The sequence below is a fragment of the Mycolicibacterium sediminis genome, from assembly GCF_010731735.1.
Lineage (GTDB): Bacteria > Actinomycetota > Actinomycetes > Mycobacteriales > Mycobacteriaceae > Mycobacterium > Mycobacterium sediminis.
Window position 1 is genome coordinate 1,963,880 of record NZ_AP022588.1, and the last position, 15,402, is coordinate 1,979,281.

Consider the following 15,402-nt stretch of genomic DNA (forward strand, 5'->3'; position numbering starts at 1 on the left):
ATCGCGGCGTCACGCGCCAGAGATGCGGCCCCGCACGACATAGGCGAGGGCGCCGACCGCCACGACGGCCGTGCCGATCACCACCGACGTGAGAGGCAGCGCGAAGGCCAGCACGACGCACCCCACCAATCCCAGCACCGGAACCGCTCTGCGCCCCAACGTGAACGCCGACGCGTTGGCGATCGCGTAGTACACGAGCACGGCGAACGACGAGAACCCGATGGCACCCCGGACGTCGACCAGCGCGGCGATGACCGCCACCACCACGCCGACGGCGATCTCCGCGCGGTAGGGGCTGTCGAATCTCGGGTGCACCACGGCCAGCGCACCGGGAAGGTGGCGGTCGCGCGCCATCGCCAGCGTCGTGCGCGACACCCCGAGGATGAGCGCCAGCAGCGAGCCGAGCGCCGCCACCGCCGCGCCGACGCGCACCACCGGCACCAGCCCCGGGTGGCCCGCCGCGGAGACGGCGTCAGCAATGGGCGCGGTCGCCGAAGCGAGTGCGGCACTGCCCAGTTCGGACAGCACGGTGACGGCGACGACCGCGTAGACCACCAGCGCGATGCCGAGCGCGACGGTGATCGCCCGCGGAATGGTGGTCGCGGGATCGCGCACCTCTTCGCCCAGCGTCGCGATGCGGGCGTACCCGGCGAACGCGAAGAACAGCAACCCCGCCGCCTGCAGCACCCCCGCCACGCCCGCATCGGAGGCGACGCTCAGCCGCCCGGGATCGATGCCGTCGGCTCCGACGATCGCCACCACGACGACCACGAGCACCGTCAGCACGACGGCCACGATGACGCGGGTCGCGAGCGCCGACTTCTGAACCCCCAGCACGTTCACGACGGTCAGGGCCAGCACCGCGGCGACTGCGACGGCATTCGCGTGCGACGGCCACGCGTAGAAACCCACGGTCAGCGCCATCGCTGCACACGACGCGGTCTTGCCGACCACGAAGCTCCAGCCCGCGGTGTATCCCCAGAACGGGCCGAGCCGTTCGCGGCCGTAGACGTAGGTGCCGCCCGACCTGGGATACAGGGCGGCGAGCCGCGCGGACGACGTGGCGTTGCAATACGCCACGACCGCCGCGATGGCCAAGCCGACCAGCAGGCCGCTGCCCGCCGCCGCAGCCGCCGGGGCGAGGACGACGAAGATGCCCGCGCCGACCATCGAGCCGAGTCCGATCGTGACGGCGTCGAACGTGCCGAGTGTGCGCTTCAGAAGCGGTGTCCCTCGATGACCACGCGGCGAGAGTAGCGGTGCCGGATGAACGTCTCCCTTGACGTCGGTAGCCCCGGGTGTCTATGTTGCCCAGGTCACTAATTGAAACGTTTCATAGTGCGAACGGAGGGCGACATGGCGGACGTCGAACGCGTCTGTTTCGTGATGCACCTGCGGCCCGACCGCGTCGACGACTACCTCGCGGCGCACGACGAGGTCTGGCCCGAGATGCTCGATGCCCTCCGAGACACCGGCTGGCACAACTACTCGCTGTTCCTCCGCGCGGACGACGGCATGGTCGTCGGTTACCTCGAGACCGACGACTTCGAGCGTGCCACCGCCACCATGGCGGAGACCGCGGTCAACGCACGGTGGCAGGCCGTCATGTCCGAGTACTTCCGGCCGCCCGCCACACCCGACGGATCGGGCGCCCATCCCGCCACCGACCAGCAGCGCCTCACCGAGTACTTCCACCTCACCTGAATCCCCGAGCCCAACGAGTCAGGACACCCATGAAAATCGGAGCTAACTCCACCACCGGCTGGCGGGCGACCATCGCCGTCGCGATGTCGAACTACATCGAGGCCGGGTCGATCATCGCCATCGCCACCAGCCTCGGCTTCTGGCAGGAGGCCTTCGGCATCAGTAATTTCGCGGTCGGGCTGCTCGCCGCGCTGAGCGCCAACGCGTTCGGCGCCGCGGTGGGTGCCGCCGTCGGCGGACCGCTCTGCGACCGCTTCGGCCGCAAGGCGATCTACACCTACGACCTGCTGGTCTACATGGCCGGCGTCCTCATCGCCGCGTTCGCGGTCGACTTCGGCATGCTGCTCGCGGGGTTCGTGATCACTGGGTTGGCAGTCGGCGCAGGCGTTCCCGCGTCCTGGACCTACATCGCCGAACAGGCACCCTCGGTCGAGCGCGCCAAGCACGTCGGTACCGCCCAGCTGGCCTGGTCGGTGGGCCCGTTCATCGGCTTCGGCCTCGCCGCGGCCCTCGCGCCGCTCGGCCTGCTCGGCTCGCGGCTGATCTTCCTGCACCTGTTCGTCGTCGCGGCCGTCGTCTGGTGGGTTCGCCAAGGGCTGCACGAATCGCAGATCTGGGAGGACGAGGGCCAGACGGCAGGATCGTCCGTCGGCGCCCGCGGACTGCGCGGTCTGTTCTCCCGCAAGGTGAACATCAGCGCGCTGCTGTTCCTCGGCGGCATCTACCTGTTCTGGAACACCGTCGCCGGACAGGCCGGCATCTTCATGCCGCGCGTCTACGACACCGCGGGTCTGCACAGCCCGGTCCAGCAGAACCTGCTGCAGGTGCTGGTGTGGGGCTGCACGGTGGCGGCGACCTACTTCGGCTTCATGCGCTACGCCGACCGGATGTCGCAGCGCCTGCTGTACGTCATCGGCGCCGCGCTCGGCATCGTTGCCTGGGCTGTTCTCGTCGCGTTCACCGACAGCGGCATCGCGACCATGCTGATCTTCGCCGTCCTCTGGGGCGTCTCCGCCGGCATCGGCGCACAGGCCTTCTACAGCCTGTGGGCCAGCGAGTTGTTCGCCACGCCCTACCGCGCCAGCGCGCAGGGCGTCATGTTCTTCGTGGTCCGCACGGCGACCGGCCTGCTGAGCTACTTCTTCCCGACGATGCTGGCGGCGACGGGTCTGACCACCGTCGGCATCCTCCTCGTCGGACTGCTCACCGTGGCCCTGGTGATCGGGGCAGTATGGGCACCACGCACACAGGGCAAGACCCTGCGCGAGATCGAGCACGAACGGTACGGAGCCCCGGTCGAGCCGCTGCCGGCGACCGCACCGAGCACACACCTCAGCGGGCAGGGAATGTCATGACCACCTTCGCTAACACCGTCCTCGACAACCTGGAAATCGAGCTGCCCTCCTGGGCGTTCGGCAACTCCGGCACCCGGTTCAAGGTCTTCGGCACGCCGGGCACCCCGCGCGACGTCCGGGAGAAGATCGCCGACGCGGCGATGGTGCACCGGATGACCGGACTCGCCCCGCGGGTCGCGCTGCACATCCCGTGGGACCGCGTCGACGACTACGCCGCGCTGTCCCGCTACGCCGAGGACCAGGGCGTCGCGCTGGGGACCATCAACTCCAACACGTTCCAGGACGACGACTACAAGTTCGGCAGCCTCACCCACACCGACAAGGTGGTGCGGCAGAAGGCCATCGACCATCACCTCGACTGCATCGAGGTGATGAACCAGACGGGGTCCCGTGACCTCAAGGTGTGGCTGGCCGACGGCACGAACTACCCCGGCCAGGGCGACATCCGCGGACGCCAGGACCGGTTGGCCGAATCGCTGGCGACCATCTACCAGCACGTCGGCACCGACCAGCGGCTCGTCCTCGAGTACAAGTTCTTCGAGCCCGCGATGTACATGACCGACGTGCCGGACTGGGGCACCTCGTACGCGCACGTCTCCGCGCTCGGCGAGCGGGCCAAGGTCTGCCTCGACACCGGCCACCACGCACCGGGCACCAACATCGAGTTCATCGTCGCGCAGCTGCTGCGGCTCGGGAAGCTCGGCTCGTTCGACTTCAACTCGCGGTTCTACGCCGACGACGACCTGATCGTCGGAGCCGCGGACCCGTTCCAGCTGTTCCGCATCATGTTCGAGGTGATCCGCGGTGGCGGGCTGAGCGACGACAGTGACGTCGCACTGATGCTGGACCAGTGCCACAACGTCGAGGCGAAGATCCCCGGCCAGATCCGCTCGGTGCTCAACGTCGAGGAGATGACGGCGCGCGCGCTGCTCGTTGACGGCGAGGCGCTGGCCGTCGCGCAGGACGCGGGTGACGTGCTCGGCGCCAACGAGATCGTGATGGACGCGTTCTACACCGACGTCCGCCCGATGCTCGCCGAGCGGCGCGCCGAGCGGGGCCTACCCGAGCGCCCGATGATCGCGTTCCGCGACTCGGGCTACCGCGAGACCATCGAAGCCGAGCGCGCCGGCGGCGTCCAATCATCCTGGGGAGCATGACGAATGACGACGAATGACACCGTCACCGAGCTGATCGCCCGATCCAACCGGCTCGGGTCCGATCCGAAGAACACCAACTACGCGGGCGGCAACACCTCCGCCAAGGGCACCGACGTCGACCCGGTGACGGGCGAGGACGTCGACCTGCTGTGGGTCAAGGGATCCGGCGGCGACCTGGGCACGCTGACCGATCGAGGCCTGGCGGTCCTGCGCCTGGACCGGATGCGCGCACTGGTCGACGTCTACCCCGGACTCGACCGCGAGGACGAGATGGTCGCGGCCTTCGACTACTGCCTGCACGGCAAGGGTGGCGCCGCGCCGTCGATCGACACCGCGATGCACGGCCTCGTCGACGCCGCTCACGTCGATCACCTGCACCCCGACTCCGGCATCGCGATCGCGACCGCCGCCGATGGAGAGTCGTTGACGGCCAAGATCTTCGGCGACCGCGTCGTGTGGGTGCCGTGGCGCAGGCCGGGTTTCCAGCTGGGCCTCGACATCGCCGAGATCAAGCGGGCCAACCCGCAGGCGATCGGATGCATCCTCGGTGGACACGGCATCACCGCGTGGGGCGACACCTCCGAGGCCGCCGAGGCGAACTCGCTCGAGATCATCGCCGCCGCGCAGAACTACCTCGACGCCAACGGGAAGGCCGAGCCGTTCGGCCCCCCGCTCGACGGCTACGGCCCGCTGCCCGCCGCCGACCGTCGGGCCAAGGCGGCGGCGCTCGCACCCTTCCTGCGTGGCCTCGCGTCCACCGACCGGCCACAGGTGGGGCACTTCACCGACGCCGAGCCCGTCCTCGACTTCCTCGCCGCCGCAGAGCATCCGCGTCTCGCGGCCCTCGGCACCAGCTGCCCCGACCACTTCCTGCGCACCAAGGTCAAGCCCCTGGTGCTCGACGTCCCCGCCGACGCGGACGTCGAGGACTGCCGCACCCGGCTGGCCGAACTGCACGACCGCTACCGCGAGGACTACCGGTCGTACTACGAGCGCTACGCGAGCGCCGACAGCCCCGCGATGCGCGGCGCCGACCCCGCGATCATCCTGATCCCCGGCGTCGGGATGTTCAGCTACGGCAAGGACAAGCAGACCGCTCGGGTGGCCGGCGAGTTCTACCTCAACGCGATCAACGTCATGCGCGGCGCCGAGGCCGTCTCGACCTACGCCCCCATCGACGAGTCGGAGAAGTTCCGCATCGAGTACTGGGCGCTCGAGGAGGCCAAGCTCGCCCGCATGCCCAAGCCCAAGCCGCTGGCCACCCGCATCGCGCTGGTGACCGGCGCCGCGTCCGGCATCGGCAAGGCCATCGCGACCCGGCTGGCCGCCGAGGGTGCCTGCGTAGTGATCGCCGACCTCGACGCAGACAAGGCCGAGGCCGCAGCCGCGGAGATCGGCGGCCCCGACGTGGCGGTGGGGATCGCCGCCGACGTCACCGACGAGGCTGCGATTCAGGCCGCGGTCGACGCGTGCGTGCTCGCCTTCGGTGGCATCGACATCGTGGTCAACAACGCCGGGCTGTCGCTGTCCAAGTCGCTGCTGGAGACCACCGCGGCCGACTGGGACCTGCAGCACGACGTGATGGCCCGCGGCTCGTTCCTGGTCTCGAAGGCCGCCGCTCGCGCGCTGATCGACCAGAAGCTCGGCGGCGACATCATCTACATCTCGTCGAAGAACTCGGTGTTCGCAGGCCCCAACAACATCGCCTACTCGGCGACGAAGGCCGACCAGGCACACCAGGTCCGGCTGCTCGCCGCCGAACTCGGCGAACACGGCGTCAAGGTCAACGGCATCAACCCCGACGGGGTAGTGCGCGGCTCGGGCATCTTCGCCGGCGGGTGGGGAGCCAAGCGCGCCGCGGTCTACGGCGTCCCCGAGGAGGAACTCGGCGCCTACTACGCGCAGCGCACCCTGCTGAAACGCGAGGTGCTGCCGGAGAACATCGCCAACGCGGCGTTCGCCCTGTGCACGTCGGACTTCTCGCACACCACCGGGCTGCACGTGCCGGTGGACGCCGGCGTGGCGGCGGCGTTCCTGCGATGAGTCAGGTCGCGGCCATCGACCTCGGGGCGACGAGCGGACGGGTCATGCTCGCCGACGTCGGCCCGGGGCGGCTGCACCTGGAGCAGGTCGCCCGGTTCTCCAACGACCCGGTGCAGCTGTGGAACGGCGCGCGCACGGTCATGCACTGGGACGTACCGCGGCTGTTCTCGGAGGCGTGCCGCGGCCTGGCCGAGGCGGGCCGGCGTGCCGACGACCTGGTTGCCGTGGGCGTCGACTCGTGGGCGGTCGACTACGGGCTGCTGCGCGGCGGGGCCCTGCTCGGCCTGCCGCACCACTACCGCGACGCGCGTACCGACGTCGGGGTCGAGGCCGTCCACTCCCGCATCGGCGCCCGGGACCTCTACCAGCTCAACGGCCTGCAATTCCTGCCATTCACCACGGTGTACCAGCTCGCCGCGGAGGCGGCAGGCGGACACCTCGCGGTCGCCGACCGCGCGCTGCTGATCCCCGACCTCATCGGCTACTGGCTCACCGGACGGGAGGTCACCGAGCGCACCAACGCGTCGACGACGGGTCTGCTCACCACCGCCGGAGAATGGGACCGCGACCTGCTCGACCGGCTCGATCTGCCGGCCGACCTGTTCCCCTCGCTCGTCGAACCCGGTACGACGCTGGGACCACTACTGCCGACGCTCGCCGAGCAGCTCGGGCTGTCGTCGCGTACCGCGGTGACGTCGGTCGCCTCGCACGACACCGCGTCGGCGGTGGTCGCGGTGCCGATGGCGGCCGAGTCGGCGGCGTACGTCTCGTGCGGGACGTGGGGTCTCGTCGGCGTCGAGGTCCCCGCACCGGTCGTCAGCGAGGCGGGGTGGCAGGCCAACTTCACCAACGAGGTGGGCGCAGACGGCCGGATCCGCCTGCTGCACAACGTGATGGGCCTGTGGCTGCTGAGCGAGACCGTCCGCAGCTACCACCACGACGGGTACGACGCCGATCTCCCCGAGCTGCTGGCCCAGGCCGCCGACGTATCCACCCGGTTCGACGTCTTCGACACCGGCGACTCCCGCTTCCTGCCACCGGGCGACATGCCGCGCCGCATCCGCGAGTGGTATGACGAACGGGGGATGCGGGGACCGTCGACGCGGCCGGAGGTGGTGCGGGTGATCGTGGAGAGCCTCGCCGCCGACTTCGCGCGCGGCGTCCAGCAGGCCGCCGATATCTCCGGCGTCGACGTGTGCACCGTCCACGTCGTCGGCGGCGGAGCGCAGAACCAGCTGCTGTGCCAGCTCACCGCGGACCGGCTGGGGCTGCCGGTCGTCGCGGGTCCCGTGGAGGCCACCGCCCTGGGCAACGTGTTGATCGCGGCGCGAGCCCACCACCTGATCGACGGGGATCTCGAGGCGATGCGGCACCTCGTCGCCACCGAGTTCCCCGTCCACCGCTACGTTCCCCGCTCGGTCGGGGCTGGAAGGTCGTCACCATGAAGCGCCGTGTACCCAGGCCCGCGGACCTGGCCCCACTGATGCAGTTCAAGAAGCCCGAGTTCAACGCCCGCACCCGCAGGCTCGCATCGGCGCTGACCATCGAGGACCTCCGCGTGATCGCCAAGCGACGCACCCCGAAGGCGGCGTTCGACTACACCGACGGGGCCGCGGAGGAAGAATTGTCGCTGGCGCGTGCGCGACAGGCGTTCCGAGACATCGAGTTCCACCCCGCGATCCTGCGCGACGTCTCGAAGGTGGACACCAGCTGCACCATCCTCGGCGGCCGCTCGGAACTGCCGTTCGCGATCGCGCCGACCGGGTTCACCCGGATGATGCAGACCGAGGGTGAGTACGCCGGCGCCCACGCCGCGGCCCGCGCCGGCATCCCGTTCTCGCTCTCCACGATGGGCACCGCGTCGATCGAGGACGTCAAGGCGGCGAACCCGCACGGCCGCAACTGGTTCCAGCTGTACATGTGGAAGGACCGGGACAGGTCGATGGCGCTCGTCGAGCGCGCCGCGGCCGCCGGCTACGACACCCTGCTGGTGACGGTCGACGTACCGGTGGCGGGAGCGCGCCTACGCGACAAGCGCAACGGCATGTCCATCCCGCCGGCGCTGACCGCGAAGACCGTGCTGAACGCCATCCCCCGGCCGCACTGGTGGGTCGACTTCCTCACCACGGAGCCGCTCGCGTTCGCGTCGCTGGACCGGTGGTCGGGCACGGTCGCCGAACTGCTGGACACGATGTTCGACCCGACCGTCACGTTCGAGGACCTGGCGTGGATCAAGTCGCAGTGGCCCGGCAAGCTGGTGGTCAAGGGCATCCAGACCGTCCACGACGCGGCGGCGGTCGCCGACCTCGGCGTCGACGGCATCGTGCTCTCCAATCACGGTGGACGACAACTGGATCGCGCACCGATCCCGTTCCACCTGCTGCCGACCGTCGTGGCGGCCGTGGGCGACCGCACCGAGATCATCCTCGACACCGGCATCATGTCGGGCGCCGACATCGTCGCGTCACTCGCACTGGGGGCGCGGTTCACGATGGTCGGCCGGGCCTACCTCTACGGCCTGATGGCCGGTGGCGAGGCGGGCGTCGATCGGATGATCGAGATCCTCACCGACCAGATCACCCGCACGATGCGGCTTCTCGGCGTCACCTCGCTCGACGAACTCGAGCCCGGCCACGTCACCCAGCTCCAACGACTGGCACCCCGCATCATGGACAGATGACGGTGAGCATGCGCGACGTCGCCCAGGCGGCGTCGGTGTCGGTCGGCACCGTGTCCAACGTGCTCAACTCGCCGGACAAGGTGTCGCCCGCGACCATCGCGCGCGTGCACGCCGCCATCGACGACCTCGGCTTCGTCCGCAACGACGCCGCACGCCAGCTGCGCGCCGGCCGGTCGCGGTGCGTGGGCCTCGTGGTGCTCGACGTCGGCAACCCCTTCTTCACCGACGTCGCCCGCGCCGCCGAGCGCCGAGCCGCCGAGCACGATCTCGCGGTGCTGCTCGGTACCTCGGATCAGGACGAGGCCAAGGAGCGCGGGTACGTCGACATCTTCCTGGAGCAGCGGGTGTTCGGGCTGCTGGTCTCGCCGATCGGCGACGACCTCGGGCGCCTCGACGTGCTCCGCCGGCTGGGGACGCCCGTCGTGCTGGTCGACCGGGACGGCACCGGCACGCCCTTCGACTCCGTGGCCGTCGACGACGTCGAGGGCGGCAGGCTGGCCGTACGGCACCTGATCGACACCGGCAGGCGCCGGATCGCGTTCGTCGGCGGGCCCTCGACGCTGCGGCAGGTGGCCGACCGACATCGCGGCGCGCGCCAGGCCGTCGACGACGCGGACGGCGTCCGACTGGAGGTCATCGAGACACCGACGTTGAGCGTGCTCGCCGGCCGGGCCGTCGGAGAGGACCTGTCGAGACGCACGCCCGCCGACCGCCCCGACGGCGTGTTCTGCGCCAACGACCTGGTGGCGATCGGCGTCCTGCAGGCGTTCACGATGCTGGCCGGCTTGCGCGTGCCCGAGGACGTCGCGCTGATCGGCTACGACGACATCGACTTCGCCCGGTCGGCCGTGCTTCCGCTGTCGTCGATCCGTCAGCCCACGGCGCGGATCGGCGCCACGGCGATCGACCTACTGATGGCCGTCGCCGTCGGCGATGCGGATCGTCGGCCCGAGAACCCCGTGTTCCCACCGGAACTGGTGGTGCGGGCGAGCACGCGAGAGGACTAGCGGTTGCGCAGGACGTTGACCGCGAGGTAGCCCACGTAGCCGATCGAGCCCAGCACCGCGAGCTTGCGGGTCTGGGGAATGAGGAAGCCCACGCCGAGCGCGGTCTCGATGCTGCCGTTGATCTGCAGGTGCCGGCTGATGTCGTCCGGGAAGGCGGCCTTGGTGATGCCCTCGAACAGTTCCGGTCGCACGAAGTGCGCGACTCCGGCTCCGGTCAACGACAATCCGGCCAGGGTGGCGGCCTTCGAATTCGACTTCTCCTGCGGCACGGTGATCCTCTCAGGCGATGCGGTAGTCGCTCAGGGGGAACTCGGTGGCTTCCCTGATCGCGGTCTCGGTGGTGGTGGGACGCAACAGCGTCGGCTCACCGGCGGGATTGAAGTAGTACGACCGCGCGCTTGCGCAGTTGCCCTGGGTGAACAGGGATTCCCCGAGCAGTTCGGTCATCCGATCGAGGTACCGCGCGTTGGCCTCCTCGGTCACCTCGAACGTGGTGGCGCCGCGGCGCTTGACCTCGCTGAACAGCCGGTCCATCAGCCGCATCTGATACTCCATCGTGTTGAAGAAGTTCAGACCGAGGAAGGCGTACGGGCTGGCGAGGCTCAGGTAGTTGGGGAACTGCGGCATCGAGACGCCCTGGTAGGCCTGGAACCTGGTGTCGCGCCACCACTTTCCGAGGTTGCGGCCCTCGCGGCCGATCACCTCGATGGCAGGGAAGTTCGCCTCCCACAGATCGAAGCCGGTCGCCAGCACCAACGTGTCGACGAGCACCTTCGTGCCGTCCTTGCCGACGATGCCGTCGGACTGCACGTGATCGATGCCTACGTCCTGCAGGTGCACGTTCGGCCTGGTGAACGCCCGGTAGAAGCCGTTGCTGAACGTCGGTCGCTTGCAACCGAAGTCATAGTCCGGGGTGAGTCTGCGGCGCAGGTCCTTGTCGCGGATGACGACGAACCGGTGCAGCCTCGACAGGTCGGCGGCCGAGATGTTGCCGCGGCCGCGGAACGTCTTGTAGTGCACGACGCCGACGGACACCATGACCTCGTAGACCGAGCTGGTGAACCAGCGCAGCACGCGCTGGGTCGCGGGGATGCGTGCGAACAGCTTCTTGGCGAACGCGCCGAAGCGCAGATCGATCTTGGGCACCACCCAGATCGGGGTGCGCTGGTAGACGGTCAGGTCGGCGGCGCTCTTCGCCAACTCCGGGATCAGCTGGACGGCGGTCGCGCCCGTACCGATGACGGCGATCCGGCGACCGGCGGGGTCGAAGTCGTCCTGCCACTCGGTGGTGTGGATGATCCGTCCGTCGAAGTCGTCGATGCCCGGAATGTCGGGGATCTTCGGCTGCGAGAGGAAGCCCGTCGCGGTCAGCAGGTAGCGGCCGGACAGCGTCGTCCCGTCACGCAGGGCCACCCGCCACACCGACGCGTCGTCGTCCCACCGGGCGCCCTCGACGTTGACGGAGTACCGGATGTGGCGGCGGACGTCGTACTTGTCGGCCACGTCGTCGGCGTAGCGCTTGATCTCGGGACCGGGAGTGAACAGCCTCGACCAGTTCGGGTTGGGCTCGAAGTAGTACGAGTAGGTCGTGGTGGGCACGTCGACGGCCAGGCCGGGATAGTGATTGACGTACCAGGTGCCACCGAGGTCGTCCTCGCGTTCGAGGATGACGAAGTCGTCGATGCCAAGCCGCTTGAGCTGGATGGCCGCGCCGATGCCCGCAAATCCGGCGCCCACGATGACCGCGTCGAAGTGCTCCGTAGTCATGGCCAAACGGTATCAGTACCGGCAGTAACGGCTACCCTCTGAGGGTGCCGGTCCGCTTCGGATCCAGCGTCGCGATGCAGGTCACCACTCGATCGCCGGCATCCCAGGTCTCCTCGGTCGGATACAGCACGTAGACGCCGACGTCGCCCTCGAGCGCGTCTGGCGCGTACGCGGCGAGTTCCTCGGGGCACCTGTTCTGGTAGTCCCGCAGGACCGACGCATCGGGATAGGCGTCGCCCGGCAGGTCGAGCACCGCGTACACCTCCCCGCCGTGCGGTTCGTTGCAGTCGACGGTGGGCAGCGTGACGACCCGTGAGCTGTCCGGGACGTCGGCGATGCAACTGCCGACCTCGACGTCGGTGGCGACCACCCGGTCGGAGAAGAAGATGGCCGCCGCGACGACCGCGAGGATGCCGACCAGGACCAGCGCGCCGACCACCGACAGCACGATGATCAGACCCTTCCTGGACTTCTTGGGCGGCGACTGCGGCGGGTAGCCGGCGGGGCCCTGGCCGTGGGGTTGGCCGTAGGGCTGGGGGTACTGCTGGTACGGCAGCGGTGGGGGAGGTGGTGGCGCCCCGTAGGGCTGCGGCGGCTGATGTCCGTACTGCGGATTCGGGTCACCGGAAGGCCAGGTCACCACCGGAACATAGCAGTTCTCAGGTCAGCAGACCCTGCGCTGCGTCGGCCGCGAGGGCGGGTACGTCGAGGGTCTTGGCGCCCAGGTCGTGACGGGCGCCGGTGACCTCCACGACGGCGGTGGGACCGGTAATTAGTGCGGCTGCGGCGCGCAGTTCGTCGATCGTCCCGAACGGGTCGGAAGTGCCGTGCGTGAACACCGTGGGGACGGCGATCGCGGGCAGGTGTTCGGTGCGCAGTCGCTCGGGCTTGCCCGGCGGGTGCAGGGGATAGGAGAAGAGCGTCAGGACGTCGACCGCCAGGCCGCCGGCCACGGCCATCGACGTCATGCGCCCGCCGTAGGAGTGCCCGCCGGCGAGCACCGGTCCCTCGACCATCCCGCGGACCGACTCGACGGCCTCGACGATGCCCTCCCGATCGGCCGTCGCCGACCCCGACGGCGGCCCCTTGGGCCTGCGCCGACGGTAGGGAAGGTCGAACCGGACGGCGAGGAAGCCGCGCCGTGCCCACTCGTCGCAGACCTTCACGAGCATCGGTGCATCGCGATTGCCGCCGGCGCCGTGGGTCAGGACGACCGCACCGACGGGCGTCCCCGACGGTTCGTGCGCGACGCCCGCGATGGCGTCGAGGTTCACGGGTTCGCGAGCCGGAAGAGTGCCGACACCGGCCCGTGCCCGCCGCCCAACGGATATGCCGCACGCAGACATTCGGTGACCCACTGTTTCGCGAAGCTCACCGCGTCGGGCATGGTGTAGCCCTTGGCGAGGGCGCATGCGGTCGCGGCGGCGAGCGAGTCGCCGGCACCGTGGTCGTGCGGGGTGTCGATGCGCTGGGCGTCGAACTCGTGGAAGTCGGTGCCATCGAACAGCAGGTCGGGGCTGTGCGACGACGATCGCAGGTGGCCGCCCTTCACCAGCGCCCACGCCGGTCCGAGCGCATGCAGGGCGCGGGCGGCGTCCTTCTGCGACGCGGCGTCGACCACGTCGATGCCGGTGATGAGCAGGACCTCGTCCAGGTTGGGGGTGACCAGCGTGGCGATGGGGAACAGTTCATGACGCAGCGCGTCCAGCGCGGAGGGGTGCAGCAGCGGGTCGCCGTGCATCGACGCGCACACCGGGTCCACGACGAGCGGCGCGTCGGTGTCGAGCCGCTGCCAGGTCTGCGCGACCGCGGAGATGATCTCGGACGACGCCAGCATGCCGGTCTTGGCGGCCTGGATGCCGATGTCGCCGGCCACCGCCTCGATCTGGCCGGTGATCACGTCGACGGGGATCTCGTGAAAACCCCTGACGCCGAGTGAGTTCTGCACCGTGACCGCCACCACGGCGACGCAGGCGTGCACGCCCAGCATCGCGAACGTGCGCGAATCGGCCTGGATGCCCGCGCCGCCGCCGGAGTCGGTACCCGCGATCGTCATCACCCGGGTCGGGGTCTCGCCCGGCGGGGTCAGGGGGAGGTAGTTCACGTGGTCAAGGGTAGATAGATGCGATTGCCGTGGTCGGCGAACTCCTGGGATTTGTCCGCCATCCCCTTCTCGTAGGCGTCACGCACGTCGTGGCTGATGCGCATCGAGCAGAACTTGGGTCCGCACATGGAGCAGAAGTGGGCGGTCTTGGCGGGCGCGGCGGGCAGGGTCTCGTCGTGGAACTCCCGCGCCGTGTCGGGGTCGAGGGACAGCGCGAACTGATCGTGCCAGCGGAACTCGAAGCGCGCGGTGGACAGCGCGTCGTCGCGCTCCTGGGCGCGCGGGTGCGCCTTCGCGAGATCGGCGGCGTGCGCGGCGATCTTGTAGGCGATCACCCCGGTCTTGACGTCGGACCGGTCGGGCAGGCCGAGGTGCTCCTTGGGCGTGACGTAGCAGAGCATCGCGGTGCCGGCCTGGGCGATGATGGCCGCCCCGATCGCGGACGTGATGTGGTCGTAGGCCGGCGCGATGTCGGTGGTCAGCGGTCCCAGGGTGTAGAACGGCGCCTCGTCGCACAGCTCCTCCTCGAGGCGGACGTTCTCGACGATCTTCTGCATCGGGACGTGGCCCGGGCCCTCGATCATCACCTGTACGCCATGGGCTTTCGCGATCGCGGTGAGTTCGCCCAGGGTGCGCAGCTCGGCGAACTGCGCCTCGTCGTTGGCGTCGGCGATCGATCCCGGTCGCAGTCCGTCACCCAGGGAGAAGGTGACGTCGTAGCGGGCGAGGATCTCGCACAGTTCGGCGAAGTGGGTGTAGAGGAACGACTCGGTGTGGTGGGCCAGCATCCACGCGGCCATGATCGACCCGCCGCGCGACACGATGCCGGTGACCCGGCCGACGGTGAGCGGGATGTACCGCAGCAGCACTCCGGCGTGCACGGTCATGTAGTCGACACCCTGCTCGCACTGCTCGATCACGGTGTCGCGGTACATCTCCCACGTCAGCCTGGTCGGATCGCCGTCGACCTTCTCCAGCGCCTGATAGATCGGCACGGTGCCGACGGGGACGGGGGAGTTGCGCAGGATCCACTCGCGGGTGAGGTGGATGTCGCGGCCGGTGGACAGGTCCATGATCGTGTCGGCGCCCCAGCGGGTGGCCCACACCATCTTGTCGACCTCCTCGGCCACCGAGGAGGTGACGGCCGAGTTGCCGATGTTCGCGTTGACCTTGACCGCGAAGGCCTTGCCGATGATCATCGGCTCGCTCTCGGGGTGGTGGTGGTTGGCCGGGATCACCGCCCGGCCGCGGGCGACCTCGTCGCGGACCAGCTCGGCGGGCAGCCCTTCTCGCTCGGCGATGAACGCCATCTCGGCGGTGATCTCGCCGTTGCGGGCGCGCTGCAGCTGGGTACCGCGATCGCGCACGACACCGGGACGCGCAGGCAGGCCCGCGGCGAGGTCGATCGTCGCGGTGTCGTCGGTGTACGGACCCGACGTGTCGTACAGGTCGAGGTGGTCGCCGGTGGTCAGGTGAACCCGGCGGAACGGCACCCGCGCGCCGTCGGGCAGGCCGCGATAGACCTTGGAACTGCCGGTGATGGGGCCGGTGGTGACGGAAACGGGATCGGACACGACAGACATCT

Annotated in this window: 14 protein-coding genes; 7 read left to right on the forward strand and 7 right to left on the reverse strand. The window is 69.6% G+C overall.

Annotated elements, in window-relative coordinates; translation table 11 throughout:
- Nucleotides 1-9: 9 nt before the first annotated feature.
- A complete protein-coding gene (locus G6N64_RS09375; RefSeq protein WP_197748372.1) occupies nucleotides 10-1,221 on the reverse strand; it encodes an APC family permease in 1,212 nt (403 codons plus the stop codon).
- Between the two features lie 135 nt (nucleotides 1,222-1,356).
- On the opposite strand from G6N64_RS09375, the gene G6N64_RS09380 reads away from it, so the two are divergent.
- The 7 genes from G6N64_RS09380 to G6N64_RS09410 are packed head-to-tail and all read left to right on the forward strand — an operon-like array spanning nucleotide 1,357 to nucleotide 9,946.
- Nucleotides 1,357-1,704: an L-rhamnose mutarotase gene (locus tag G6N64_RS09380; RefSeq protein WP_163796648.1), complete on the forward strand. Its 348-nt coding sequence runs from the start codon at nucleotides 1,357-1,359 to the stop codon at nucleotides 1,702-1,704.
- Nucleotides 1,705-1,733: 29 nt separating this feature from the next.
- On the forward strand, nucleotides 1,734-3,059 hold the full coding sequence (locus G6N64_RS09385; RefSeq protein WP_163796649.1) for an MFS transporter: 1,326 nt from the start codon (nucleotides 1,734-1,736) through the stop codon (nucleotides 3,057-3,059).
- A complete protein-coding gene (rhaI, locus tag G6N64_RS09390; RefSeq protein WP_163796650.1) occupies nucleotides 3,056-4,216 on the forward strand; it encodes an L-rhamnose isomerase in 1,161 nt (386 codons plus the stop codon). The genes G6N64_RS09385 and rhaI overlap by 4 nt, the downstream gene beginning before the upstream one ends.
- Nucleotides 4,217-4,219: 3 nt before the next feature.
- Nucleotides 4,220-6,259, forward strand: coding sequence for a bifunctional aldolase/short-chain dehydrogenase (locus G6N64_RS09395; protein WP_163796651.1), 2,040 nt, complete (start codon nucleotides 4,220-4,222; stop codon nucleotides 6,257-6,259).
- Nucleotides 6,256-7,704: a rhamnulokinase gene (locus tag G6N64_RS09400; protein WP_163796652.1), complete on the forward strand. Its 1,449-nt coding sequence runs from the start codon at nucleotides 6,256-6,258 to the stop codon at nucleotides 7,702-7,704. The genes G6N64_RS09395 and G6N64_RS09400 overlap by 4 nt, the downstream gene beginning before the upstream one ends.
- Complete coding sequence (locus G6N64_RS09405; RefSeq protein ID WP_163796653.1) at nucleotides 7,701-8,939, forward strand: alpha-hydroxy acid oxidase; 1,239 nt, start codon at nucleotides 7,701-7,703, stop codon at nucleotides 8,937-8,939. The genes G6N64_RS09400 and G6N64_RS09405 overlap by 4 nt, the downstream gene beginning before the upstream one ends.
- Nucleotides 8,936-9,946 (forward strand): LacI family DNA-binding transcriptional regulator, encoded by a 1,011-nt coding sequence (locus G6N64_RS09410; protein ID WP_163796654.1) that lies wholly within the window; start codon nucleotides 8,936-8,938, stop codon nucleotides 9,944-9,946. The genes G6N64_RS09405 and G6N64_RS09410 overlap by 4 nt, the downstream gene beginning before the upstream one ends.
- Here the strand turns inward: G6N64_RS09410 and G6N64_RS09415 are convergent.
- The 6 genes from G6N64_RS09415 to thiC are packed head-to-tail and all read right to left on the reverse strand — an operon-like array spanning nucleotide 9,943 to nucleotide 15,400.
- A complete protein-coding gene (locus tag G6N64_RS09415) occupies nucleotides 9,943-10,215 on the reverse strand; it encodes a DoxX-related protein (RefSeq protein ID WP_163796655.1) in 273 nt (90 codons plus the stop codon). The two genes, G6N64_RS09410 and G6N64_RS09415, sit on opposite strands and share 4 nt — an antisense overlap.
- 10 nt (nucleotides 10,216-10,225) lie before the next feature.
- Nucleotides 10,226-11,713, reverse strand: coding sequence for a flavin-containing monooxygenase (locus G6N64_RS09420; RefSeq protein WP_163796656.1), 1,488 nt, complete (start codon nucleotides 11,711-11,713; stop codon nucleotides 10,226-10,228).
- 31 nt (nucleotides 11,714-11,744) lie between these two features.
- Nucleotides 11,745-12,353, reverse strand: a complete 609-nt coding sequence (locus tag G6N64_RS09425) for a septum formation family protein (RefSeq protein ID WP_163796657.1) — start codon at nucleotides 12,351-12,353, stop codon at nucleotides 11,745-11,747.
- A 19-nt stretch (nucleotides 12,354-12,372) separates the two neighbouring features.
- Nucleotides 12,373-12,987: an alpha/beta hydrolase family protein gene (locus G6N64_RS09430; RefSeq protein WP_163796658.1), complete on the reverse strand. Its 615-nt coding sequence runs from the start codon at nucleotides 12,985-12,987 to the stop codon at nucleotides 12,373-12,375.
- Nucleotides 12,984-13,817 (reverse strand): bifunctional hydroxymethylpyrimidine kinase/phosphomethylpyrimidine kinase, encoded by an 834-nt coding sequence (gene thiD / locus G6N64_RS09435; protein WP_246231065.1) that lies wholly within the window; start codon nucleotides 13,815-13,817, stop codon nucleotides 12,984-12,986. Before thiD ends, G6N64_RS09430 begins: the two co-directional genes overlap by 4 nt.
- Complete coding sequence (gene thiC / locus G6N64_RS09440; protein WP_163796659.1) at nucleotides 13,814-15,400, reverse strand: phosphomethylpyrimidine synthase ThiC; 1,587 nt, start codon at nucleotides 15,398-15,400, stop codon at nucleotides 13,814-13,816. The genes thiD and thiC overlap by 4 nt, the downstream gene beginning before the upstream one ends.
- Nucleotides 15,401-15,402 lie beyond the last annotated feature (2 nt).